A 21,118-nucleotide genomic window follows, 5' to 3' on the forward strand; every position below is an offset into this window, starting at 1 on the left:
AGCACCCACACGAATTGCTTGATTCAGTTGTTAAAGAGCGGTTGGTTAAGATCTTTCGTCTCAACCGAGGCGCGCATTCTACAGCAGCCTCATTTACTGTCAAGCGATTATTTTCATTAAGAATCAATCACTTAGCTAGGTGAGCAGCAACTGCTCGCTAGCGGGAGGCGAATAATACAGGACTAAAATTCGCGGTCAACCCCTCTCTGAAAATTCTTTTTGGTAGCCAAGTGCTCATGCTGCCACAGTCGACCTGCCACGCCGAGATGGTCGTCACTGCGTCTATATATAGAAGGGAAGCTATGGTGCTGACAGCGTTGTGAGAGAATCCATTGCAGCATCGGTGCATACGAGCAGACGCTCAGCGCTACGCTACCAGCTCAACGTAACTCGACTCCCCGCCCGAATCTCACCCTCCATGGTGACGCACCGATTGTTCTTTAGTCAGTGCCTAGCCATCGCTGGCCGTCCAGCGCCACACGGCCCGGACTTGAAGCCGTGCCCCCCCGTGGCGAGAGAACTTGCTCACGCTGGGCTGCGAAGCGCCCCCTGTAATCCTCCGCCAAACCAGCAGTCACTCCAACGCCCCCAAAACACTTCGCAAAACCTCACTGTGTTTAACCTGAATCCCACCCCTGTTTAAAGACATCCGTCGTTACGTCATCCCAGGCTACAACGCCTTGCGCCATTACCTACGACTACGCCAAAATCCGCCGGCTTGTGCGCCTCGAGTGCGGGCTCTATCGTGGGCTGGTCACTGAAAAGCAGTGATCGGTTTTGGTAGCCCGGCATACCCAGGCGCATCGCGCACCTCCTGTAGAGATGGATTTTTCATCTCGGCTTGATGGTGGCCATGCGTAGGGCGTCTTCGGGCGCGCCGGGCTCCTGGGCCGGTCTACCAACCTGTGCATGGCCGCCACCCCTCGTTTGGTAGCGAATGGTGAAGGCTCCTTAATCGTTTTCCCAGGAGTGTCATCCATGTTCAAAATTACGCCCAACCCACCACAAACCGATCCAGCGTCCCCGTACGAATCAGCCGACTCGAAGAAATTCCACGAAGCCGCCGAACGCGCCCTCGACCACTACCTGAAACCCGCAGCCGCCATCAACGCCACGCCCTACAAAACCAGCACTATGTTCTCCGCAAACCCAAAAACCCCGACTGAGGAATTGCTGGTTAACGCCAGTGAATCGCTGGGCTCGGCTTCGGTCATGCTTGGGAATGTGATTGGACTGGTGGACGGGTCGGCTCGCAAGACACTGCAAGGAATTGCGCAGGTAGTGATGCTGGGGGAATTGGCAGTGAATCGGGCGTTGGATAACGTTGTGCCGGTGGAGTAAGTCGTGATCCTCTGGGGCAGCGACAGGTTGTTGCCCCAGAAGGATCTACTACTGACAAAGCTGCATGATGCGTCCGCTTTCGGCCAAGAGCTGCCGTTCGAGAAATGCAGCTTCTGACCCATTACAGACATCGATTCAGGGGCCACTGGAATAGATGAGCACAGCTATAAATACTACGAATGGAGATAGCAGAATCAGTCCACCGACGACAACTGCCCAGCCCCAGGAAAAACCACTATCACCCTTGAAGCGGCCGCCACTCAGCAAACCCAGCACAAAAACACCAATGCGATGAGCTATCAAATCGATAACGAAGTCCATTGCTCCTTTCTCCTTGTCGGTTTTCCCAGCAATGTCAGAACGTCCGCTTCTGGCCGAAAGCAGACCTTACAACAGTAACCCCCTCTCCCGTCACAGACCTGTCACACGCAATTGCTAGCCTCACCCCGCCCAAACGCGTCCCTCTTCTCCGAATGCCTTCCAACCCAAGGAACCGCCTAAAGTGTTCCCAACCCCACCCCGCCAAAAAATCATCCTCCGCTCCGAAAACCTCCACTCCGAAGACTTCGGCGAGCTCTTCTCCAAACTCTTCGGCAACCGCTATTCCGACAGCCCGCCTCTACCCTCCAACATCATTATCGGCGGTGTCTATGGCCGTCACGAAGGCGTCAGTTTTCGTCGCATGCATTACCACGGCGATTTCACCGTGACCTTCCCAGACCCGCAGGACGAAATTACTTTCGTCATCCCCACTGCCGGCAGGATCATCTTCAACCACGCCACCGAATCCGTCGGCATCGCGCACATCGGTTTAGCCATCGACAAGGCTGACATTCGCTCGATGCACTTCCTCGATAATCACGCGCAGCATGGGATGTCGATTAGTCGGGGTCAGCTCACCGAGCGGTTGTCGATGCTGTTGGGTAAGCCGGTTCTGCAGAAGATTGTGTTTGAGCCGGTGGTGGATCTGAACACGGCGGCATTTCAGGGGATCAAGGCGTTGATCGATTTGGCGACGGGGACGGAGTTTGATGTGTTGATCAACACCGGCACGTTGATGCCGTCGCGGTTGCGGGAGATGTTGATTGATGCGGTGCTGGAAGCCTGGCCGCACAATTTCACTGAGGCCTTGCGCCGCCCTGCTCCGTTGATTGCGCCGCGGCATGTGAAGTTGGCGGTGGAGTTTATTCAGGCGCATCCGGAGCAGTTGGTGAGTGGTGTGGATCTGGCGCGGTTGAGCAATGTCAGTCAGCGCGCATTGCAGGAGGGGTTTCGGCGGTTTGTCGGGACGTCGATTGTGGCGTATCAGCGGCAGGTGCGGTTGGAGCGGGCCTATGAGACGTTGGTGCAGCGGCATTCGGGGTCAGTGACTGAGGTGGCGTTGCGGTTTGGGTTTAGTAACGTCGGGCGGTTTTGTCAGTATTTTCAGAAGGCCTATGGGGTCAGTCCTGCGCAGTTGATCGGTCGGCGTTGAGCGTTGCTCGGAAATATTGATCTGCGACAAGTTTGCTGGCGGGCGGCGGGGGTAAGCTGGTTTTGCTGAAGAAACAGCCGTGCAGCCGCACGTCACGGGCCGTGGGCCAAGGTGGCGTCAAATGAATAAAAAACGCATTGTCTGGGGGAGCATTCTCCTGGGCCTTCCGTGTGTCTTGCTTCCCGTACTTTTGATGGGCTATGTCGCCTGGGTGTTGAACCTGGCCGCGACGCAGCAACGTCTGGAATCGCTGGCCGTCGTGGCCTCGAATCGCGCCAACAATACGTTCCATGAAGCGGCCGGCGTGCTGAAGAGCATCGCTGCGTCCGAGCTCGCCCCTTGCACCCCGGACAGTATCGATGAAATGCGTCTGCTGACCATCAACACCTTCTCGGTGAAGTCGATCGGCTACGTCGAGGAAGAGGTTTATGTCTGCGGTTCGTGGGGGACGGTGGGCCATCGGGTGACGCCGTGGAAGGAAGATTTCACCACCGCTGATGGGGTGCGTGTGTCGCTTGGCGTTCAGGCGCGAATTGTTCCCGCCAAGCCGATGATGGCGCTGCAATATGCTGCGTTTAACGTGCTGGTCGACCCTGAGCAGTTTTTGCAGGTGATGGTGGAGGATGATGTGCATCTGATGGTCGGCACCGCCGCCGGGCAACTGGTCGGTGTATCACGGCCGGGGGCGGAGCGGTTCATTAGCCGGGTACATTTGGGCTCGGCCACGGCGCTGGAGGATGGCTATCTCTATACGCTGGTGCACAGCGGCGACTGGGTGGCGATTGCCGCCGTGTCGCGCCATGAGTTACTGCAGGGGTTGATCCGCAGGGAGATGCTGTTATTGCCGATGGGTGGGCTGCTCGCCGGCATGCTGGTGTTGATGCTCGTCAGGCGTACCCGGCAGCGCTTGTCGCCACTGGCCGAACTTGAGGTGGCGGTGCGCAATCACGAGTTCATCGTGCACTATCAGCCGATCATTGATTTGCACGATGGCGCCTGCGTCGGGGCCGAAGCGCTGGTGCGCTGGCTGCGTCCGGACGGCAGCCTGGTGCCGCCAGATGCGTTTATTCCATTGGCGGAGCAGAGTGGTTTGATTCTGCCGATCACGGATCAGGTCATCGACCATGTGCTGGAGGACCTGGGGCCGCTACTGGTGCAGCAACGTGATCTGCATGTGGCGATCAACCTGGCGGCGGCGGATGTCAGCAGCGGGCGTTTTCTGCCCCGGCTGCAAGCGGCGATAAGCAAGGCTGATGTGTGGCCGAGTCAGATATGGCTTGAGGCAACCGAGCGCGGCTTTCTGCAGATTGATGCGGCGCGGCAGACCATTAATCGGGCGCGAGAGTTGGGCTTTGTGGCGGCCATCGACGATTTCGGCACCGGGTTTTCCAGCCTGCAGCATCTGCAGCAGTTGCCATTGGATGTATTGAAGATCGACAAGTCGTTCGTCGACAGCATCGACGTCGATCCGGCGGCGTCTTCGGTGACGGTTCACATCATCGAAATGGCCAAGAGTCTGCGCTTGAAACTGGTGGCCGAGGGCATAGAGACCGAGGCGCAGCGCGAGTATTTGCGTGGTCATGGCGTGCACTTCGGGCAGGGTTGGCTGTTTGCCAGACCGATGCCCGTCGCGCAATTTTATGGGTTCCTGCACAAGCATTCGAATACTCAGGCGCCAGTTGGGCAAGCACTTGAATGCCTGTGAATGCAGCGCTTTTAGAACTGGTAACTGGCCTTCAGGCTACCGGCGAAACCGTGGCTATCCCCGCCTCCGCTGGCACCCACTTCAGCGCCCACGCTCACCGGGCCAAGGCTGGCCATCAGGTTGACGCCGCCGCTGAACTGATCGCGGTTGTCGAAAGCGGCGCGTTGTTCGACATCCAGCCCCAGTAAGTGACCTTCACTGTCGACCTGATGATTGCCGAGTACATGCTCGTAACCCACGCGCGCACCGGGCACCAGTTGCCAGTTACCCATGGCAATCGGGGTGAAGGACATGTCGAGATTGGCCACGGAGCTGCGGCGGGTTTGTTTGCTGTCGTCGACGTCCAACGACAGTTCGCTGCCCTTCTCTTTGAAGCCTTTCAGATCGAGGTGGCTGACACGCACACCGAGACTCGGCTCCAGAATCACGCCACTTACAGTTACGCGGTAACCCAGCGCCAATGTCGCGCCGGTGAGGTTGCCGTGGGTGTCGCCCTTCGCTGTGCCGAGGCCGCTACCGAGGTCGCGTTTGCTGTCGTAATCGACGTAACCGGCGCTGGCGTTGGCATCGACGAACAGGCCGCGCTCCAGACTGGTGAAACCGTAGCGGGCGCCAATGTTGAAGAAGGTGAAGTCGGTATCGGCCTCGCCACCCGCACCACCGACAGTGCCTTTGCTGTAGCCGAAGCCGCCGCGTGCGCTGAGTTGTTCGGTGAAGCGTTGGGTGATGCCGACCATCAGGCCCTGGCTGTGTTCGTTGCTGCTGTCGACATGGGCTGAGCCGTCGGTGCCGAGGTAGCCGGCAAGCGCGGTGGTCCACAAACGGTATTGGCCGACTTTGAGGTCGGTGCCGCTGGCGAAGGGTGCGGCGGCTTGTTCAATCAGTGCGTTCTGGCGCAGCAGGTAGCTGGCGGCGTCAGCGTGAACTTGGCCGCCTACCGTGGATTCGACGCCGCCGAGGGTGCCGGCGTCGATGGCCGATTGCAGGTAATAGTTGTAAGCGCTGTAGGTGCCGGACAAGTTGGTGTTCTGCAACTGGCGCAAAAGCTCGGCGCCGGCAGCCGCGTTGCCGATCAGGCCAGCCTGACCGGGCAGGCTGTTGTACTCGACCAGTTTGCCGCGCAGGACGTAGATGGTTTCCTGCGACAGGCCCAGGCCTTGTTTGAGGTAGTTGTCCATGCTGCCGTATTCGGCGGTGACTTCATCGAGGCCGGCCTGCAAGTAGCTGGCCTGCACGCCGAGCAGTGGCGCGTAGATGCTCGCCATACTTGCCGGCATTGCTTTCAACGTGGCGGCGACGCGGGCGGCGGTGTAGTCGTTGGTCGCCAGGTAGTTGGCCATGATGGTTGCGTCGTCGACGCCGGCGATGCTCTGCAACACGGCGGCGGTCCAGCCGGTGCGATCCTTGCCAGCGGTGCAGTGGAACAACTGGGCGGCGTCGACGCTGGCGAGTTCGTTGAACAGTTTGCCGAACTGGCCGCGCATGCCCGCATCGCTGACGAACGCGCGGTTGGTCTGTTCCATCATGGCGATGGCGTCGGCGGCGCTTTTGAACGAGATCGTGGTGATGTTTGCGCCGGAAGTGGTGCTGCCGATGATGTCGATGTTTTCGTAGGTTGCGCCAGTGAGCAGGGTGTCCGGCGTCGCGGCGATTTCGCTTGGCGTGCGCAGGTCGTAAATGGCGTTGATACCGAGACTGTTGAGCGTCGTCAGATCCGCCGCCGACGGGGTCAGCGCGTTGGAGCGGTAGAACACGCCACTACGCATCGTCCCATCGTGGGCGGTGGAATATGCGGTGGTGAGGCCGGCGATGTCACGGAAGTTGTCGATGCTGCTCAGACGCGGCGTATCGAGCGCGACGGACTCGGCAGCGTGGGCAGCGGCGATGGACAGGCTCAGAACGGACAGCGAACACAGAAGACGTTGGAACACAGTGCAGCCTCATGGAATAAGCGTTGGGCTGGTGACTATGTGCAATGAAGTGATACGGAATATGACAGATTGAGTTCGAGTGAAAATGGCTGCGCGATTGGGCCGTGGGGTGCGTAATCTGTCCATTAACGGCGACTTCAGCGATTTCCCGCCGGCGCTGATGTTTGCCGATGAACTTGATCCGCTACGAGACGATACCCTGATAAAGCGCAGTGGCCGTCAGCAGCGCCGCAACCAAGTGGCAAAAAAAAGCCCGGCGGTTGAGGCCGGGCTTTCATCGAGTATTGCGGTCAAACCTTGCATTCAGACTGCACGGCGTTCGAGCAGACGGTCAGAACCACCTTCGGCTACCCGATTGCCTGTGAGGCGATCCGAACCATCGGCGGCAACGGCGTCACTGAACAGCGGATCGGTTTCAGTAGCAGCAACAGCATCGCTGAACAGCGGATCGGTTTCAGTTGCGGCAACGGCGTCGCTGAACAATGGGTCGGTTTCAGTCGCGGCAAAAGCGTTCAGTGCAAAGATCGAGAAAGCGATGCCGAGGATGGTTTGACGTTTCATGGCGGTGTGCTCCAGAAGTGCAGTGAGTGGGTATGGAGCCGATCTTACGCCGCAAATCTGATATGAAAACCTGATTGAGTTAATGGCTGTTATTGACACAGTCAATGATACCGCCGATCAAACACATTCAGGCCAGGGCGCTGTTCGACTCATCCTTGTTCGCCGGTAGAAAAAGCCGGCCCCTCTATGTGATAGACCGTGGGCTCCTGCGAAAAATATTCCTCCAGGCCCAGCATGAATATCCGATGGTCTTCGCTCGCTTCAAAGCCCGGGGTGTGATCTTCCAGTGTTTGCCACTGCACGATCAGGTTGAATTGATGGGGGGTTTCGATCCCCTGAGCGAGCGTGTGACCGATATACCCCTTTGCGCGGCTAAGCAAAGGAGTCACCTCGGCAAATGCATGTCTGAATTTTTCAATGTGTTGCTGGTGAACCGGGAGCAAAGCGATTTCATAAATCATGGCGTTTCTCCAAATCGAGTTTCAATAGTCAACAATGCGCACTGATCAGGTGAGTCTACGGCGCGACGGCAATTGCGATTTTCCCCTGAAGACCGTTGTTGCGACTCTCCAGCCGCGCATGAGCAAGTGGAATGTCGGCAAGCGAATACACAGCACCCACATGCGGCCGTAGCTGACCGCGCTCCACCAATGCGCTCAACTCATCCAGCTTGCCGCGATTTTGTCGGGTGAACACGAAGTGATAACTGGCGTTCTTGCCCCAGGCCTGAACGAGGTTTTGTGGCTGGGCAATGTCCACAATCGAGACCACCCGGCCAAGTTGCGCGAGTACATCGGGGCTGCGCGACAATGTGTTGCCACCAATGGTGTCGAACACCACATCGACGCCGTGGCCAGCCGTTTCCCGCAGGATGACCTCGACGTAATCTTCCTTTTCGTAGTCGATCATCACGTCGGCACCCAAACCCCGTGCGAACTCGAAGTTTGCCTCGCGTACGGTAGTGAACACCTTGGCGCCCATGGCTTTTGCCAGCTGTATCGCGACATGACCGACGCCGCCCGCACCGCCGTGCACCAGGATGCTTTCCCCCACTCTGAGCGCCGCTCGCACGACCAGTGCTTCCCACGCCGTCCCGCCAACCAGCGTCAAACTTGCCGCTTCAAGATGGCTGAGCGAAGGCGGCTTCTTGCCAATGATGCTTTCGGCCGCCACGTGGTATTCGGCATAACTGCCTGAGCCTTCAAATATTTGCGGGGTGTACCAGACTTCGTCTCCCGGAGCGAAAGCTGTCACCCCCGGCCCGACAGCTTCGACAACCCCAGACACGTCGTGCCCGGTGATGGCCGGCAGCGGCACCAGATCGGGATAATCGCCACGTCGAACCTGGAAATCCAACGGATTGATGGAGGTTGCGTGTACCCGAACCAAGACCTGTCCTGCCTGCGGCACTGGTTTGGACACGTCGCAAAGTTCGAACGATTCCGGACCGCCAAATGATTTCAGTATCAGCGCTTTCACTGTAAATCCTCATTTCGACAAAAAGGGATATCGAGATTTCTCGATATAGTGGGGCAAAAAAACTACAGATCTTTCCCTATGATCTCGGCAAGCACACGGAGGGTGGCTTCATTGCGTTTGTAGTAAGTCCACTGACCGATGCGCGTGACTTCGACCAGGCCTACTCGTTGCAGCGTTGCAAGATAAGACGACACCGTCGACTGCGAAAGCCCGACGCCTTCTTGAATACTGCTGACGCAAACGCCCACCGTGTGAACGTCCCCTTCATCCTGTGGAGGGAAGTTCTTCTCGGGGTCCTTCAAACCGGTCAGGATTTCAAGACGTGTACGGTTTGAGAGTGCTTTGAATATTTCGAGTAAGTCCATGCCGCGAGAATATCGACATTTTTCGATATGTCAATACGAAAAACATCCTCACCCGTTATGGTTTCAAGGCGTGATCGTCTGCAGTGTCGGAGACGGCCATTGATTTCTTCTCCGGAACCACAAAACTCACTGTCGTGCTGGTGAGTATTTTGTGAGTCGGATCGGCTACTTCCAGAAGAACCTTGTGAGCGCCGGGCGTCAGTCCCACCAGAATAATCGGGCCTTCGCTGGTATGTGCCCATGTGCCCTTCCAGTCGTCGACGGTCACATGGAGGTGCCCGAGACGCGGTGATACATCGGCAGCCGCTTTGCCAAATACCGGCATGACCCTGGCGTGATCCGCTTGATATTGAATAATGACAACTCCACGGGCGAGTGGCTCGGCAAGCGGCGCGTAGGCAATGAGTTTCGGCGCAGTTTCAGAGTCCAATGGCAGTATTGCCGGTGGAGAATCGGCGTTTGCTATCCCTACTCCGCACACGGCGGTGCAAAAGAAGGCGCTCAACGTCAGGGCCAATAGGTTTCCGGAGGCGAGGGGCATGGGTTTTCTCCCGCGTTATTTCATTCAAGCCTAGTTCAAACCAATGGTTGCTGTTGCCCCTCGTGGCCGAGAGCGATGCCGAGGCGCGCATGCGGCGATGCCAGTCTGGGTCAGCGCTAAGCTATCCTTCATGCAGAGATGCCGAGCCGAGCAGCCATGGCGCTTCAGCTTGTATCTGCTGCGCGACATCGCCGTATTCGCTGCATCCGGCGGCGCTGGACTGGCCTTCTCGTGGGGGGCTCTGCGGGGACGGCGGTCGTTCAAGCGCTTGCGCGCAAAGTTCTAGCGCCTCTTTTAAAAAGCACTCACTCTTGATCGGTCGAATATTCAAGCGACTGAACTCAACCACTGGGCATCACCAAACATGAACCAACTGTTAGCCATTCGTGTGTTTGCCCGGGTCGTCGAAGCGGGATCATTTGTAAAGGCTGCGGACTCTTTGGAGATGCCTAAAGCGACCGTAAGCAAGTTGATTCAAGACCTCGAAAGTTTTTTGCGGGTGCGCCTGCTCCAACGCACCACGCGCAGTGTGACCGTCACCGTCGAGGGGGCCAAATATTACGAACAGACCGCTCGAATCATTCGCGATCTTGAAGAGATCGATTCCTGCCTTCAAAGCACGCGACTCAATCCTAGCGGCACCCTTCATGTCGATGTAGGTGGTTCCGTGGCCACTTCGTTGATCATTCCGGCCTTGCCGGCGTTTTTTGCGCGATTTCCCGATATCAAGATCGACCTTGGCGTGAGCGACCGGCATGTCGACTTGATCAGTGAGAACGTCGACTGTGTGATTCGCGGTGGCGCCCTCCGGGAGCAGTCATTGGCGGCAAGGTTCCTGGGCGAGGCTTCTTGGACCACCTGTGCCTCACCGACCTACTTGCAGCGATTGGGTAAGCCTGCTCACCCGTCGGAGCTGGAGAAGGAGCATCGCCTTGTCAGTTATCAATCGGCGCGCACCCGTCGAGCGGTCCCGGCAGTGTTTCAGCGCGGCGAAGAGAACATTGAGGTAATCGGCAACAGTGCGTTGAGTGTCAATGAAAGCAACGCGCACATTGCTGCTGGACTGGCGGGGCTGGGTGTAATCCATACGTTCAGTTATTCCGTGCAGTCTTATATCGAGACCGGCGCATTGGTGGCCATCCTGCAAGACTGGCGTCCAGCCCCCTACCCCTTTCATGTCGCCTATCCGCCGAACCGCAACCTCAGCCACCGGGTCCGTGTGTTCATCGACTGGCTGGTGGAGCACTTTTCCACGTTGCAGTGATCGCTCCACGCAGGCTATGCGCAATCAGATTTGTGCAGCACCACCGTCGACGAACAATTCGATACCGTTGATAAAGCTGCTGTCATCGGAAGCCAGGAACAACACGGCCTTGGCGACTTCTTTCGGATCACCCAGACGCCCCATCGGCACAAGGCTGGCCAGATGCGCGTGCAGACCGTCAACCTGTTCTGCCGGTACCAGGCCTGCCAGACCGGGCGTGGCGACCGGGCCAGGGCTGATGGCATTCACACGAATGTTGCGCGGTTTCAGATCCAGCAGCCAAGAGCGGGCGAAGTTGCGCACAGCGGCTTTACTCGCGCTGTAGACGCTGAAGTTTTCGGTGCCTTGGCTGGCAGTGGTCGACGCCGTCAGGATCACCGAGCCACCGTCTTTGAGCAGCGGCAACGCCTTCTGTACGGTAAAGAGCAGGCCTTTGACGTTAACGCTGAAGATGCGGTCGAAATGCTCTTCGGTGATCGACCCCAGGGGCAACATGTCGCCACCACCGGCATTGGCAAAGACGATATCGAGGTGGCCGGCCTGCGCCGCAATGACCGAGAAAACGTTATCCAGATCAGCCAGATTGGCCACATCGCCCTTGATACCGAATGCCTTGTCGCCAATCAGGGCGACCGCTGCATCCAGCTCGGCCTGACGGCGACCGGTGATGAAAACCGTTGCACCCTGTGCTGCAAACTCCTGCGCGGAGGCCAGGCCGATACCTGTGGTGCCGCCGGTAACCAGTGCAACTTTACCTGCCAGTTTATTGCTCATCTGTAATGCTCCGAGTGACTGCGTAGTGGGGTTTCAGTTCGGTATTTCGAACCAGTGAATCCACTCTATGCCTGCCGATTGCACAGAAAAACCGGGTAAATCCGATTTGTCTATCCATCCACCTGGATAATTAAATCGGTGTATCCATTAGATAACGGCTCGAATCTTCATTCGGAAAAACAAAAAACGCACCCGAAGGTGCGCCTTGATGCGATCCAACAGGATCAAGCGGTGAAACCACCGTCGGCGACGATGTCGGCGCCCGTGACAAAAGACGCTTCAGGGCCGGCAAGGAACGCCACCACACTGGCAATTTCCGCAGACTGACCATAACGACCAAGCGCAATGCCAGGCTTGACGATGTCGCTCACCGGGCCGCCATCGGGGTTCATATCGGTATCGGTCGGGCCGGGATGAACGGTGTTGACCGTGATGCCTTTCGGCCCGAGGTCACGTACGAGGCTGCGATTGAATCCAGTGATCGCGCCTTTGGTCAGGGTGTAGAGGGAGGCTGTCGGGAACGCCGCATAACGGGTCATGGACGAGCCGATATGGATAATCCGGCCGCCTTCCTTCATGAAACGAACCGCTTCCTGGGTGGCGACGAATACGCCGGTGACGTTAACGGCGATCATGCGCTCGTAGGTGTCGAACTCGATGCCCTCGATCGGGCCGCCCAAGGCGAGGCCAGCGTTGTTGACCAGAATGTCGATACGGCCAAACGCCTCAACGGTTTGTGCCACCGCAGCCCGCACGGCGGCGGGTTCACCAGCATCTGCCAGGATCGCCATGGCACGCCCACCGTCATTGGTAATTGCCTCCACGACTTCCTGTGCCTTGGCCGACGACGCACTGTAGGTCAGCGCAACGCACGCACCGTCAGCGGCCAGACGCTTGGCCACAGCGGCACCAATCGAACGGGAACCGCCGGTAACCAAGGCAACTTTTCCAGCGAGAGGGAGAGTTTGAATGGACATGAACATTTCACTCTTGAGTTAAGGTGAAATCATCATGGCCCCGTGATGATCAATTGATTAGAGTGCAATGACTCACATCATTTTCAAGCATTGCTATCAGGTGATCCATGGAAACACTGGCCAATCTGGAGTGCTTCGTCCGTAGCGCCGAGACCGGCAGCTTCTCGGCCACCGCACGGCAGCTCGCGCTGACCCCGGCAGCGGTCAGTCGGAATGTGGCCATGCTTGAGCGCAACATGGGCGTGCGCTTGTTCCATCGTTCCACTCGCAAGCTGACGCTGACTGAAGCCGGAGAGCACTTTCTCGCGTCTATCGGCAGCAACCTCGATGCTTTGCAAAACGCCATCAGCGCTGTCGCAACGGATCAGGGTGAGCCGGCTGGATTGCTGAAAGTGAGCATGGCGCCCACCTTCGGCATCAGTCAGGTGCTGCCGCTGCTGCCGGAGTTTTTGGCCAGGTACCCAAGGATTCGTCCTGAATGGCATTTCGAGAACAGGCAAGTCGATCTGATCGCCGAGGGATTCGACGTGGCTATCGGCGGTGGGTTCGAATTGGCTCAAGGCGTGATCTCACGCCCGCTGTCCCCGGCGCATGTCATCGCTGTCGCGTCACCCGAGTTTATGCGCGGAAAAACGCCCCCTTCCGACCCTCAAGCACTTGAGTCTTTCGAAGGGATTGTCATGCGGTCTGGCCGGACAGGCAGAGTCAGGCACTGGAGCATGCGTAATAAGGAAGGTCTGGAAATGGCGGCTCGCGTCAGGGACTCCCTCATCGTCAACGATCCTGCGGCCGCGCGCGAGGCGGCGTTGCTGGGGTTGGGGGTCGGCTTTCTCGCAATCCCGGATGTGCTCAGTTGGATAGAACGCGGAGACCTGGTGCGATTAGTCCCTGACTGGTACGCCGATGCGGGAACCATTTCCATGTACTTTGCCACCCGTACCCTTATGCCAGCCAAGACCCGGGCGTTTATCGACTTCGTCAGCGAGGTTTTTGAACAGCGACAACTTGCCCGGCAGTTTTCAGGCAGTAACGGCTGACGTTTCTGCGCACCTTCTTCCATCGATCAACAATCGTCCAAAAGCAGACGTCAAACCTGTCACGCGGTTATGATCCCGAACACCCGGCCTCCATGGACTCACGCTGATGCCAAGTTCACAAACCCGCCCTACCCCCGCGCCACTGCTCAAGCCAGGCGAAACAGTGGTGCTGTTCGACGGCGTGTGCAAGCTGTGCAATGGCTGGGCACGGTTTCTGATTCGGCATGATCATCAGCGGCGTGTGCGCTTGGCGGCAGTTCAGTCACCCGAAGGCCAGGCACTGCTGGCGTGGGCGGGTTTGCCGGTGGATCAGTTCGACACCATGGCAGTGATTCGCGATAGGCAATATTGGGAACGTTCCGATGCCTTTTTCGAAGTCATCGGCCAGTTATCCGCCCGTTGGCAACCCTTGCGATTGCTGCGTATCGTTCCGCGCAGGTTGCGCGATTGGGCCTATGACCGCATCGCGCTGAATCGTTATCGGCTCTTCGGCAAGTACGATACGTGCCTGCTGCCGAATCCTGACCACGAACAACGCTTTTTGAAAATAACGATGCCGTTCGTGGCTAAATCAGAAAACTGACCAATTGAACCGGCGTCATCTTCGTCACCATCATCAGTACTATCGCAAACATCCCGGTAAAACCGGCGACGCCCATCCAGAACCACGTTCTGTACACGGCTCGATAATCCTCATTGAGCCCCGTCCCGGCCTCCCCCGCACTCGTTGCCATCACACACAGGCGTTTCTGCAAGACCAACACCGGCAGCCAAAGCGACCCGACACAAAGGAAAATGACCAGCGAGGTCAGCACCCACTCAGTAGTCATGGGCAGGCCCGAGAGCCTCATCAGCAGATAGCCCGTGATGATCTGTACAAAGCCTGCCGGTGTGGTGATCCAGGTATCGAAACGCACGACCATGCGCGCGACGTGGGCGATCACCTGCGGATTGGCCGTGCGGCTCGCGGCGACCAGATAGAGGTAGGAACCCATGCCGAAGCCGAACAGGAAAATCGCCGCGATGATGTGCAGGTACTTGAGGCCCAGATAGAGCATGTTCAGTGCTGCCCGTCAGAGAAATGCACGGACAAGCTCAGGTTGTCCGGATCATTGATCGCGGCCAGGTATTCGTCGACGCTGACTTCACCCACGCAAGGTCGGGCCCCGGGTTGCGGCACGTAGCCTTGGGCCATTTTTGCCGCCAGCGCCACAGCCGCGCAGCTTGGGATTTCCGGGCCTTTGTCATTGAGTGCGGTCAGTTGCGCAGTCATGGATAGCGGTTGTCCTTCAGCGCCAATCCCCTTAACGTCGATGTACATTGCACTTTTGCCATCGCCGAAACGTTCGAACCGGGTGCCCAGCCGATGCAGTCTTGCGGCCCAAACGGTATGGTCGCGAACCAGTCCGGTCTTCAGCGCCTGCGCCAACAGAGCGTTGGCGATACCGCCCAGCTTCAACCCGGCGCCAGCCTTGAACCTCAGGGTTTGCGCGCCATAGCGGCCGGCAAAAATATCCATGTCCGGCACATCGACGTTGGCCAACAAACGGGTGCCCAGTTGCGGCATCTTGCGCAGGGTCAGATCCTGCCAACCCGATACCTCATGCACCTTACCGTCCTTCAGTTGTTTGATCGGTTTGCCTGCGTAGGCCAGAACACCTTCAATCGTCGACAGCCCCGGCATCTTTGCCGAAGAAGAAATGCCGTGTTCGATCGAGTCGATCCGTGCGAAGCGATGGCGTTGCTGATCGATGATCGCCGATGAAAGTGTCGGCACCGAACTGCAACCACTGAGGATCGCCACGCCCGCCGCTTTGGCACTGGCATCGAGAACGCCCACGGCATTGACGAAGGTTCGGCAGTCCGCCAGATCGCAATAGTTCACCCCGGCAGCGATGCAGCTTTCGGCGACCGCATAGGATTGGCCCTGAAACGGCCCGCCGGTATGAACCACCAACTGGATGTTCAATGAACGCAAAACCGAGCTGAACTCCGCGCCCATGGCATCACCGCACCAGCCTTCGGCGACCGTACCGGGCTGGCGGTTCAACTCATCGAGCTTGCGCTGCAATTTTTGCGCATCACGCCCCGAGAGCAAAAGTTCCACACCCGGCATGACCGCCAAATGCCTGCAAACGATGCTACCGAAATTGCCGTAGCCACCGACCACCATCACCCTGAACGGCATTTAACGCTTCCCTAAATGACAGGCTGTTCTCAGCCAATTTCGACACGGACCTACCGGCGTGAAGAATATAGAGCCGAGCGTCAGCTAGCCACTCAACAAATCCAAGGCGCCTGCGGGGCCACGTCAGATCGAGACTTGCTCAAGAAAGATCAACTGCAACGGCTCAGCGAGCAGATCATTCGCCGCTGCAGCAAAGCGCTGGAAGTATGGCGTGGCGAAATGCGCGTCCAGCGCCGCTTGATCCTTGAATGCCTCACGCATGTAGAACGTGCCGCGCTCGTCACGCAGTTCAAACAACACATAGTCGAGATTGCCTGGCTCTGCCCGGGTGGGCTCAACCAATGCCAACAACCCCTCTTTCAATGCCTGCTCCTGACCCGTTTTGGCCTTGAGCACGGCAATCGAAACCAACACTTCAGCGGATGTAGTCATCATCAATTCTCCAAAATCCAAAACAGGTATTAACGGGTAGGTGCTGGCGCCGCATCGATTTTCAGGCGTAGCAGGCTGTAGGGTTTTTGCCGCTGATCCTGACCACCGCGAAACGCCGCTTGGCGGTGTAACTGGTTGGCGATGAAATACAGATAACCGTCGGGACCGATCGATAAGGTGTCGGGCCAGAGCAGACGCGGGTCGTGCACCAACGTCTGCCATTGGCCATCCGGCAGGCGCTTGCGGATCGCGTTGTGCTCGTAGTCCCCGGCATAGACAGCGCCTTCGGCATCCGCCTCCATGCCATCGGACGCGCCCTTCTCACCCAGATCCTGCACCGCGGCGGCCAGTTGCTGTTCGCTTACGCGGGTATCACGCAGCAGCGCTGTGGATACGGCATACAAATGCCGGCTCGACAGTGGCGTGAAATACAGCGTCTTGCCGTCCGCCGACAGCGCGATCCCGTCGGATGCCACGCCCAGCGGTTTGCGTTTGCCGTCAGGTCCTTCGACCGTCACTGCCAAGCCTTCAACCACCGGTACAAAAGCCGGATCAACCGAGGTTGCCGGGACGTCGCTCAAGCGGCGCATGGCACGGCCAGTGGCAATGTCCATGACGATGATCGCCCCGGGGCCGCGCAAGGATGAGTCAGTGAGGTAGACCGTGCCTTCGGCGCCGGTGCGAAAGTCGAAACGCATGTCGTTGACGTAGGTACTGGGCAACATGACGTTCTCTGGAAACACCAGGCGCTTGACGACTTTGTTGCTGGCAAGGTCTACCGCCACCAGCTTCGCGCCACGCGGCTTCGGTTCAGCGAAGCCCGGCGCGGCCGTGTCGAGCAGCCAGACGCGGCCCTGCCCGTCAGCAACCACACTTTGTACGCTGATCAGACCATCGCTCGGATCGTTGGGGTTTTCCCGGTTGATCGCGGCGTTCGGATAAGCCACTACCTGGCCGTTGCGGATCTCGCCCACGGTGAACGGGACGTTGTCACCCCAACGCGGAAAGTTGACGAAGATCCGCCCGGTCTCACTGACCGTTACGCCGGTTGGCATCGCGTCGTAAAACCCATGGACCTGTTCCAGTTTGCCGAAGGATCGATCAGCGGGTGCATCCGCCGCTAAAGGAATGGCGCTGATCGCATGAGCGAACGGCGTCGCCAACACAGCGGCCGAGACCATGGCCAACAGGACGGGAAGTTTTTTCATACGCATAACGTGCTCCTGGCGGCCGCTTCGAAGGCCCCCTCTGAATGTCTGGACGGTGCTGATCAGAACCCTTCAAGAACGATTTTTCCCCGGGCTTTGCCGCTCTCGACCAACGCATGGGCGCGCCGCATGTTTGCTGCGTTGATCGCGCCGAAATGCTCGCCCACGGTGGTCTGCAAAACGCCCCGATCAATCAGGTCCGAGATCCGGTCAAGCAAGTGATGCTGCTCGATCATGTCCGCGGTTTCGTACAGCGAGCGGGTGAACATCAACTCCCAATGCAGCGACAACGATTTGCGCTTGAGCGGCATCACATCAAGACGCTCGGGATCGTCGATCACGCCCAGACGCCCCTGCGGTTTGAGCACTTCAATCAGCTGTAAAAAGTGTTGCTCGGTGTGGGTCAGACTGGCGACATAGTCGACTTCGCAAAGGCCCAGCGCCTGCAACTGACTGAGCATCGGCTGGCTATGGTCGATGACGTGGTGCGCCCCCAATTGCTTCACCCAATCCGCCGTTTCCGGACGTGACGCCGTGCCAATCACCGTAAGGCGGGTCAACTGCCGGGCCAGTTGCACCAGCATCGAACCCACGCCGCCAGCCGCTCCCGTGATCAACAGGCACTCGCCCTCCCCTGAACCCTCAACGACGCCGAGCCGGTTAAACAGCAACTCCCAGGCAGTGATCGAGGTCAGTGGCAACGCGGCAGCCGCGCCTGCGCTCAAGGATTGTGGTTTGTGCCCGACAATCCGCTCATCCACCACATGCAATTCGCTGTAGCTGCCGGCGCGGGCAATCGAGCCGGCGTAGAACACTTCATCACCGGGTTGAAACAGCGTCACGTCAGAACCGACCTCGCGGACGATACCTGCCGCATCCCAGCCGAGGATTTTCGGTTCTTTGGTGAAAGTGCCGGCCCGCACCTTGGTATCGACCGGATTGACTGAAACCGCGCGCACTTCGACCAACAGATCCCGTGGGCCGGGTACTGGCGCAGTCATCTCGATGTCCTGCAATGACTGCGGGTCTTCAATAGGCAAGGCGTGCTGGGTAAAGGTGATGGCTTTCATGGGAGCTCGCTGTCAAAAGGCTGATACGTTGATATGCCGCCATCTTCGACTTCCCACGGACAAAGAAAAACCTGCAGAATGCGCCAACACTTTCACTGCAGGAGTGAAAATGATCCGCATCGATGATCTTGGTTTGTTCATCCGCAGCGCAGCGCTGGGCAGCTTTACCGCCGCGGCGCTGGAGACTGATCTGTTGCCCGGTCAGGTCGCTGCTGCCATCAAACGCCTGGAGCGCGAGCTGGACGTTCGTCTGTTCGCGCGCACTACGCGCAGCCTGAGGTTGACCGCCGAGGGCGAGCAATACCTGCCCACTGCGCACGCCGTGCTGGAGGCGTTGAAGCAAGGCAAGGAAAACCTGCGGGGGGAAAACGCCACGCTACGCGGCGTGCTGCAAGTCACCGCGCCTTCTGACTTGGGGCGCAATATTTTGCTGCCGTGGTTAACCGCGTTCCGTCGTCAGCATCCGCAACTTACCCTGCGCTTTGTCCTGTCGGACCAAATGGCCGATCTGTTCCGCGATCCGGTGGATGTCGCCATTCGGTATGGCTCGAACGAAGACGCCAACTACGTGGCACTGCCTCTCGCGCCCTGGAACCACAGAGTGCTGGTGGCCTCCCCGGACTACGTGCAACGTCACGGGCAGCCAGCAACCCCCGATGAATTGTTGCAGCATGCGTGCCTGCTCTATCTGCAGGCGGGCCGGGTCTACGACAAATGGTGCCTGGGCACGCAAACGATTCAAGTCTGCGGCCCGCTGTTCAGCGACGACGCCGATGTGGTGCGGCGCTGGGCACTGGACGGTGAAGGTATCGCTTACAAATCCTGGCTGGATGTCAGCGCGGATGTGGCGGCGGGACGGTTGATCGTGCTCCTGCCGGACTATCCCGGTGAGACCTCGCCGCTAAGCCTGGTATCTCCACATCGCAAGCAGATTTCCCCCGCGGTGTCGCAACTCTATACGTGGTTGAGCAGTCAATTTGCCGCCCTGCAACCGGTTTGCCCCTGATGCTGAACAAAAAATAAATGAACCCGTCACACCTCGCGCCGCCTAAGAAAAACCATCAGGAGGTAGCCAATGCAAATCGAAACCGTGTGGATCGTACTGGCGGCAGTTCTTCTGCTGATCGAACTTTGGGCCATCAATCGGGTGCGTAAAAGTGAGGGGAAATCGAATAACAAGGGAGTTTGGATCGTGTTGATTGTGTTTGTGCCGCTGTTCGGGCTGATTGCCTGGGCGATCGCTGGTCCCAAACACATCAGCCAGAATACGGCATCGCATCCCGGTCGCTGAAAAAGCACCGCGCCGGCTTCACGCATAAGAATCTCGATGGTCTTCGGACCAATCCCGTCAAACTCCGCCGGGCGCTTCTAGAGCGCTTGGCGGTCAGCGCTCGCCGCAACAATATTGCAGACCTTTCCCACGTACTCATTGATTGAGCTTGTGGGCCAAGAAAAACATGCCGGGCTTTTTTTGCGTTAATTTCACTAGCACAATCGATTCAATGTCGGAGCGAGCTTGCTCGCGAAGAGGCCGGCACTTCCAGCCTCAACATCGACTGACCCACCACATTCGCGAGCAAGCCCGCGCGCACCTGTAGTACCGTCACCTCCTCGACAACAAGGAGGTTGCTATGGGACACGCAGCAAGCAAACGCATCGTGGTGATTGGCGCGGGAATCGTTGGCGCGTCACTGGCATATCACCTGGCAGGTAAAGGGGCCGATGTGACTTTGATCGAGGCCGGAGAGATTGCGTGCGGTGCAACGGGGCACTCATTCGGCTGGATCAACGCGACCTGCGCCGGACCAGATCCCATTGCGCTACTGCGGAGTGCGGCGATCAGCGATTACCGTCGGCTCGAAAGCGAGTTACCTTCCTTGCAAGTCCGCTGGACCGGAGCGCTGTCTTACGGCGCAGTTATTGATGACCTTTCGCGCTCTTCTGCAAACCTGTTGCCGCGCGCAAAGATTTTCGAGCGCGAACCGAACCTGAAGCATCCCCCGCTACAAGCGCTGTTTGCCGCTGAAGAAGGTGCGCTCGACCCTTCACAAGCGACCCACGCGCTGATCGCCGGCGCTCAGGCCTTTGGCGCAAAAATCATCACACAGACTCGCGTGCATGGCTTCGCAATCCGCGACGCCCAGTTAACAGGCGTGGAAACCGCAACCGGGAGCATTGATGCCGATACCGTCGTCATCGCCGCAGGCACCGGCACTCCCTTGTTGACCAACCTGCTGAACGCATCACTGCCTATAGAAGCCGCGCCGGTGATTCTCATCCGCTACACGACCCAACCCGATCTCGTGAACGGCATCATCTCCAACCCGCAATTGGAGGTGCGCCACAGCGCGGATGGTGCGTTGCTGGCAGCGGAAGATTATCTGGACGACACGCCACAAAACCGGCCGGAAGTAATTGCGCTGCGAACAGCCGAAGCCATTCAAAGCGAACTTCACGGCGTTTTTTCCATCGCGCCACAGTCAGCCTGTGTCGGCCTCAAACCCGTCACTGTCGATGGCCTGCCGATTGTCGGCTACCTGCCGAATATCGAGGGTGCCTACGTCTGCTCAATCCATCCGGGCGTCACGCTGGCGGCGATTGTGGGTCGTCTTGTGAGTGAGGAGATCATCGATGGCAAATCTGCAGCAGCGCTCAATGCCTGTCGGCCGGAGCGATTTCTGAAAATTTAAGCGGCGATTGGTTTAAATGTCTCGATTGCAGATCTGACGTCCGCTGTGAGATTCAACTGAAAGACTCAGATAACGGACTCC

General features: G+C 58.2%; 23 protein-coding genes and 1 pseudogene. 9 read left to right on the forward strand and 15 right to left on the reverse strand.

Annotated features, from left to right (window positions below; genetic code table 11):
• The first annotated feature begins 978 nt into the window (after positions 1-978).
• Positions 979-1,341, forward strand: coding sequence for a DUF6124 family protein (locus ACIOVB_RS04125; protein WP_401265084.1), 363 nt, complete (start codon positions 979-981; stop codon positions 1,339-1,341).
• A gap of 135 nt (positions 1,342-1,476) precedes the next feature.
• Here ACIOVB_RS04125 and ACIOVB_RS04130 read toward each other — a convergent pair whose 3' ends face one another.
• Positions 1,477-1,662, reverse strand: a complete 186-nt coding sequence (locus tag ACIOVB_RS04130; RefSeq protein WP_401265087.1) for a hypothetical protein — start codon at positions 1,660-1,662, stop codon at positions 1,477-1,479.
• A 181-nt stretch (positions 1,663-1,843) separates the two neighbouring features.
• Between ACIOVB_RS04130 and ACIOVB_RS04135 the strand changes: the two genes are divergently transcribed.
• On the forward strand, positions 1,844-2,815 hold the full coding sequence (locus ACIOVB_RS04135; protein WP_401265090.1) for an AraC family transcriptional regulator: 972 nt from the start codon (positions 1,844-1,846) through the stop codon (positions 2,813-2,815).
• 121 nt (positions 2,816-2,936) lie between these two features.
• Entirely contained in the window at positions 2,937-4,520 is a 1,584-nt protein-coding gene (locus ACIOVB_RS04140; protein ID WP_401265092.1) for an EAL domain-containing protein, read from the forward strand.
• Positions 4,521-4,531: 11 nt separating this feature from the next.
• On the opposite strand, the gene ACIOVB_RS04145 is transcribed toward ACIOVB_RS04140, so the two are convergent.
• From ACIOVB_RS04145 to ACIOVB_RS04170, 6 genes are all read right to left on the reverse strand, one after another.
• Positions 4,532-6,451, reverse strand: a complete 1,920-nt coding sequence (locus ACIOVB_RS04145) for a tyrosine-protein phosphatase (protein WP_401265095.1) — start codon at positions 6,449-6,451, stop codon at positions 4,532-4,534.
• Positions 6,452-6,754: 303 nt separating this feature from the next.
• Positions 6,755-7,012 carry a hypothetical protein gene (locus ACIOVB_RS04150; protein WP_401265097.1) on the reverse strand — a complete coding sequence of 86 codons (258 nt, stop codon included), beginning with the start codon at positions 7,010-7,012 and terminating at the stop codon, positions 6,755-6,757.
• 149 nt (positions 7,013-7,161) lie between these two features.
• Positions 7,162-7,473 carry an antibiotic biosynthesis monooxygenase family protein gene (locus ACIOVB_RS04155; RefSeq protein ID WP_401265099.1) on the reverse strand — a complete coding sequence of 104 codons (312 nt, stop codon included), beginning with the start codon at positions 7,471-7,473 and terminating at the stop codon, positions 7,162-7,164.
• 55 nt (positions 7,474-7,528) lie between these two features.
• Entirely contained in the window at positions 7,529-8,491 is a 963-nt protein-coding gene (locus ACIOVB_RS04160; RefSeq protein ID WP_401265102.1) for a zinc-dependent alcohol dehydrogenase family protein, read from the reverse strand.
• Positions 8,492-8,553: 62 nt separating this feature from the next.
• On the reverse strand, positions 8,554-8,856 hold the full coding sequence (locus ACIOVB_RS04165) for a helix-turn-helix transcriptional regulator (protein ID WP_187678678.1): 303 nt from the start codon (positions 8,854-8,856) through the stop codon (positions 8,554-8,556).
• A 55-nt stretch (positions 8,857-8,911) separates the two neighbouring features.
• Positions 8,912-9,397, reverse strand: a complete 486-nt coding sequence (locus tag ACIOVB_RS04170) for a DUF6130 family protein (protein ID WP_401265105.1) — start codon at positions 9,395-9,397, stop codon at positions 8,912-8,914.
• 364 nt (positions 9,398-9,761) lie between these two features.
• Between ACIOVB_RS04170 and ACIOVB_RS04175 the strand changes: the two genes are divergently transcribed.
• Positions 9,762-10,661, forward strand: a complete 900-nt coding sequence (locus ACIOVB_RS04175; protein ID WP_401265108.1) for a LysR family transcriptional regulator — start codon at positions 9,762-9,764, stop codon at positions 10,659-10,661.
• Between the two features lie 24 nt (positions 10,662-10,685).
• On the opposite strand, the gene ACIOVB_RS04180 is transcribed toward ACIOVB_RS04175, so the two are convergent.
• Together ACIOVB_RS04180 and ACIOVB_RS04185 are read right to left on the reverse strand one after the other, a co-directional pair.
• The gene (locus ACIOVB_RS04180) at positions 10,686-11,435 is read right to left on the reverse strand and encodes an SDR family NAD(P)-dependent oxidoreductase (protein ID WP_401265109.1); all 750 of its coding nucleotides are present in this window, start codon (positions 11,433-11,435) and stop codon (positions 10,686-10,688) included.
• A 224-nt stretch (positions 11,436-11,659) separates the two neighbouring features.
• Positions 11,660-12,412 (reverse strand): 3-oxoacyl-ACP reductase family protein, encoded by a 753-nt coding sequence (locus tag ACIOVB_RS04185; protein WP_401265112.1) that lies wholly within the window; start codon positions 12,410-12,412, stop codon positions 11,660-11,662.
• 107 nt (positions 12,413-12,519) lie between these two features.
• On the opposite strand from ACIOVB_RS04185, the gene ACIOVB_RS04190 reads away from it, so the two are divergent.
• Entirely contained in the window at positions 12,520-13,449 is a 930-nt protein-coding gene (locus ACIOVB_RS04190; protein WP_401265114.1) for a LysR substrate-binding domain-containing protein, read from the forward strand.
• 106 nt (positions 13,450-13,555) lie between these two features.
• Positions 13,556-14,032 (forward strand): thiol-disulfide oxidoreductase DCC family protein, encoded by a 477-nt coding sequence (locus tag ACIOVB_RS04195; RefSeq protein WP_401265117.1) that lies wholly within the window; start codon positions 13,556-13,558, stop codon positions 14,030-14,032.
• On the opposite strand, the gene ACIOVB_RS04200 is transcribed toward ACIOVB_RS04195, so the two are convergent.
• The 5 genes from ACIOVB_RS04200 to ACIOVB_RS04220 form a co-directional block, all read right to left on the reverse strand.
• The gene (locus tag ACIOVB_RS04200) at positions 14,016-14,507 is read right to left on the reverse strand and encodes a DUF2269 family protein (RefSeq protein ID WP_401265119.1); all 492 of its coding nucleotides are present in this window, start codon (positions 14,505-14,507) and stop codon (positions 14,016-14,018) included. The genes ACIOVB_RS04195 and ACIOVB_RS04200 overlap by 17 nt on opposite strands.
• Positions 14,508-14,509: 2 nt before the next feature.
• A complete protein-coding gene (locus tag ACIOVB_RS04205; protein WP_401265121.1) occupies positions 14,510-15,637 on the reverse strand; it encodes a saccharopine dehydrogenase NADP-binding domain-containing protein in 1,128 nt (375 codons plus the stop codon).
• A gap of 123 nt (positions 15,638-15,760) precedes the next feature.
• Positions 15,761-16,069 carry a putative quinol monooxygenase gene (locus ACIOVB_RS04210; protein WP_401265123.1) on the reverse strand — a complete coding sequence of 103 codons (309 nt, stop codon included), beginning with the start codon at positions 16,067-16,069 and terminating at the stop codon, positions 15,761-15,763.
• Positions 16,070-16,098: 29 nt separating this feature from the next.
• Positions 16,099-17,283, reverse strand: a complete 1,185-nt coding sequence (locus ACIOVB_RS04215) for an L-dopachrome tautomerase-related protein (RefSeq protein ID WP_401265126.1) — start codon at positions 17,281-17,283, stop codon at positions 16,099-16,101.
• A gap of 56 nt (positions 17,284-17,339) precedes the next feature.
• Positions 17,340-18,347, reverse strand: a complete 1,008-nt coding sequence (locus ACIOVB_RS04220; protein WP_401265129.1) for a zinc-binding alcohol dehydrogenase family protein — start codon at positions 18,345-18,347, stop codon at positions 17,340-17,342.
• A gap of 109 nt (positions 18,348-18,456) precedes the next feature.
• Between ACIOVB_RS04220 and ACIOVB_RS04225 the strand changes: the two genes are divergently transcribed.
• Both ACIOVB_RS04225 and ACIOVB_RS04230 read left to right on the forward strand, forming a co-directional pair.
• On the forward strand, positions 18,457-19,353 hold the full coding sequence (locus ACIOVB_RS04225) for a LysR family transcriptional regulator (RefSeq protein ID WP_401265131.1): 897 nt from the start codon (positions 18,457-18,459) through the stop codon (positions 19,351-19,353).
• Between the two features lie 69 nt (positions 19,354-19,422).
• Positions 19,423-19,638 carry a PLD nuclease N-terminal domain-containing protein gene (locus ACIOVB_RS04230; protein WP_187678691.1) on the forward strand — a complete coding sequence of 72 codons (216 nt, stop codon included), beginning with the start codon at positions 19,423-19,425 and terminating at the stop codon, positions 19,636-19,638.
• Here ACIOVB_RS04230 and ACIOVB_RS04235 read toward each other — a convergent pair.
• A pseudogene (locus tag ACIOVB_RS04235) lies at positions 19,638-19,778 on the reverse strand (DNA methylase); the annotation flags it as partial. The gene ACIOVB_RS04230 and the pseudogene ACIOVB_RS04235 overlap by 1 nt on opposite strands.
• 200 nt (positions 19,779-19,978) lie before the next feature.
• Between ACIOVB_RS04235 and ACIOVB_RS04240 the strand changes: the two are divergent.
• The gene (locus ACIOVB_RS04240; protein WP_401265134.1) at positions 19,979-21,037 is read left to right on the forward strand and encodes an NAD(P)/FAD-dependent oxidoreductase; all 1,059 of its coding nucleotides are present in this window, start codon (positions 19,979-19,981) and stop codon (positions 21,035-21,037) included.
• Positions 21,038-21,118 lie beyond the last annotated feature (81 nt).

Source organism: Pseudomonas sp. NPDC087639 (genome assembly GCF_044743385.1).
GTDB lineage: Bacteria > Pseudomonadota > Gammaproteobacteria > Pseudomonadales > Pseudomonadaceae > Aquipseudomonas.

Excerpts from the sequence above, each read along its gene's own strand:
- ACIOVB_RS04205 (WP_401265121.1), bottom strand. The coding sequence starts at position 15,637 with ATGCCGTTCAGGGTGATGGTGGTCGGTGGCTACGGCAATTTCGGTAGC.
- ACIOVB_RS04180 (WP_401265109.1), bottom strand. The coding sequence starts at position 11,435 with ATGAGCAATAAACTGGCAGGTAAAGTTGCACTGGTTACCGGCGGCACC.
- ACIOVB_RS04215 (WP_401265126.1), bottom strand. The coding sequence starts at position 17,283 with ATGCGTATGAAAAAACTTCCCGTCCTGTTGGCCATGGTCTCGGCCGCT.
- ACIOVB_RS04155 (WP_401265099.1), bottom strand. The coding sequence starts at position 7,473 with ATGATTTATGAAATCGCTTTGCTCCCGGTTCACCAGCAACACATTGAA.
- ACIOVB_RS04150 (WP_401265097.1), bottom strand. The coding sequence starts at position 7,012 with ATGAAACGTCAAACCATCCTCGGCATCGCTTTCTCGATCTTTGCACTG.
- ACIOVB_RS04210 (WP_401265123.1), bottom strand. The coding sequence starts at position 16,069 with ATGACTACATCCGCTGAAGTGTTGGTTTCGATTGCCGTGCTCAAGGCC.
- ACIOVB_RS04140 (WP_401265092.1), top strand. The coding sequence starts at position 2,937 with ATGAATAAAAAACGCATTGTCTGGGGGAGCATTCTCCTGGGCCTTCCG.
- ACIOVB_RS04225 (WP_401265131.1), top strand. The coding sequence starts at position 18,457 with ATGATCCGCATCGATGATCTTGGTTTGTTCATCCGCAGCGCAGCGCTG.
- ACIOVB_RS04190 (WP_401265114.1), top strand. The coding sequence starts at position 12,520 with ATGGAAACACTGGCCAATCTGGAGTGCTTCGTCCGTAGCGCCGAGACC.
- ACIOVB_RS04175 (WP_401265108.1), top strand. The coding sequence starts at position 9,762 with ATGAACCAACTGTTAGCCATTCGTGTGTTTGCCCGGGTCGTCGAAGCG.
- ACIOVB_RS04130 (WP_401265087.1), bottom strand. The coding sequence starts at position 1,662 with ATGGACTTCGTTATCGATTTGATAGCTCATCGCATTGGTGTTTTTGTG.
- ACIOVB_RS04165 (WP_187678678.1), bottom strand. The coding sequence starts at position 8,856 with ATGGACTTACTCGAAATATTCAAAGCACTCTCAAACCGTACACGTCTT.
- ACIOVB_RS04220 (WP_401265129.1), bottom strand. The coding sequence starts at position 18,347 with ATGAAAGCCATCACCTTTACCCAGCACGCCTTGCCTATTGAAGACCCG.
- ACIOVB_RS04125 (WP_401265084.1), top strand. The coding sequence starts at position 979 with ATGTTCAAAATTACGCCCAACCCACCACAAACCGATCCAGCGTCCCCG.
- ACIOVB_RS04170 (WP_401265105.1), bottom strand. The coding sequence starts at position 9,397 with ATGCCCCTCGCCTCCGGAAACCTATTGGCCCTGACGTTGAGCGCCTTC.
- ACIOVB_RS04195 (WP_401265117.1), top strand. The coding sequence starts at position 13,556 with ATGCCAAGTTCACAAACCCGCCCTACCCCCGCGCCACTGCTCAAGCCA.
- ACIOVB_RS04240 (WP_401265134.1), top strand. The coding sequence starts at position 19,979 with ATGGGACACGCAGCAAGCAAACGCATCGTGGTGATTGGCGCGGGAATC.
- ACIOVB_RS04200 (WP_401265119.1), bottom strand. The coding sequence starts at position 14,507 with ATGCTCTATCTGGGCCTCAAGTACCTGCACATCATCGCGGCGATTTTC.
- ACIOVB_RS04185 (WP_401265112.1), bottom strand. The coding sequence starts at position 12,412 with ATGTCCATTCAAACTCTCCCTCTCGCTGGAAAAGTTGCCTTGGTTACC.
- ACIOVB_RS04230 (WP_187678691.1), top strand. The coding sequence starts at position 19,423 with ATGCAAATCGAAACCGTGTGGATCGTACTGGCGGCAGTTCTTCTGCTG.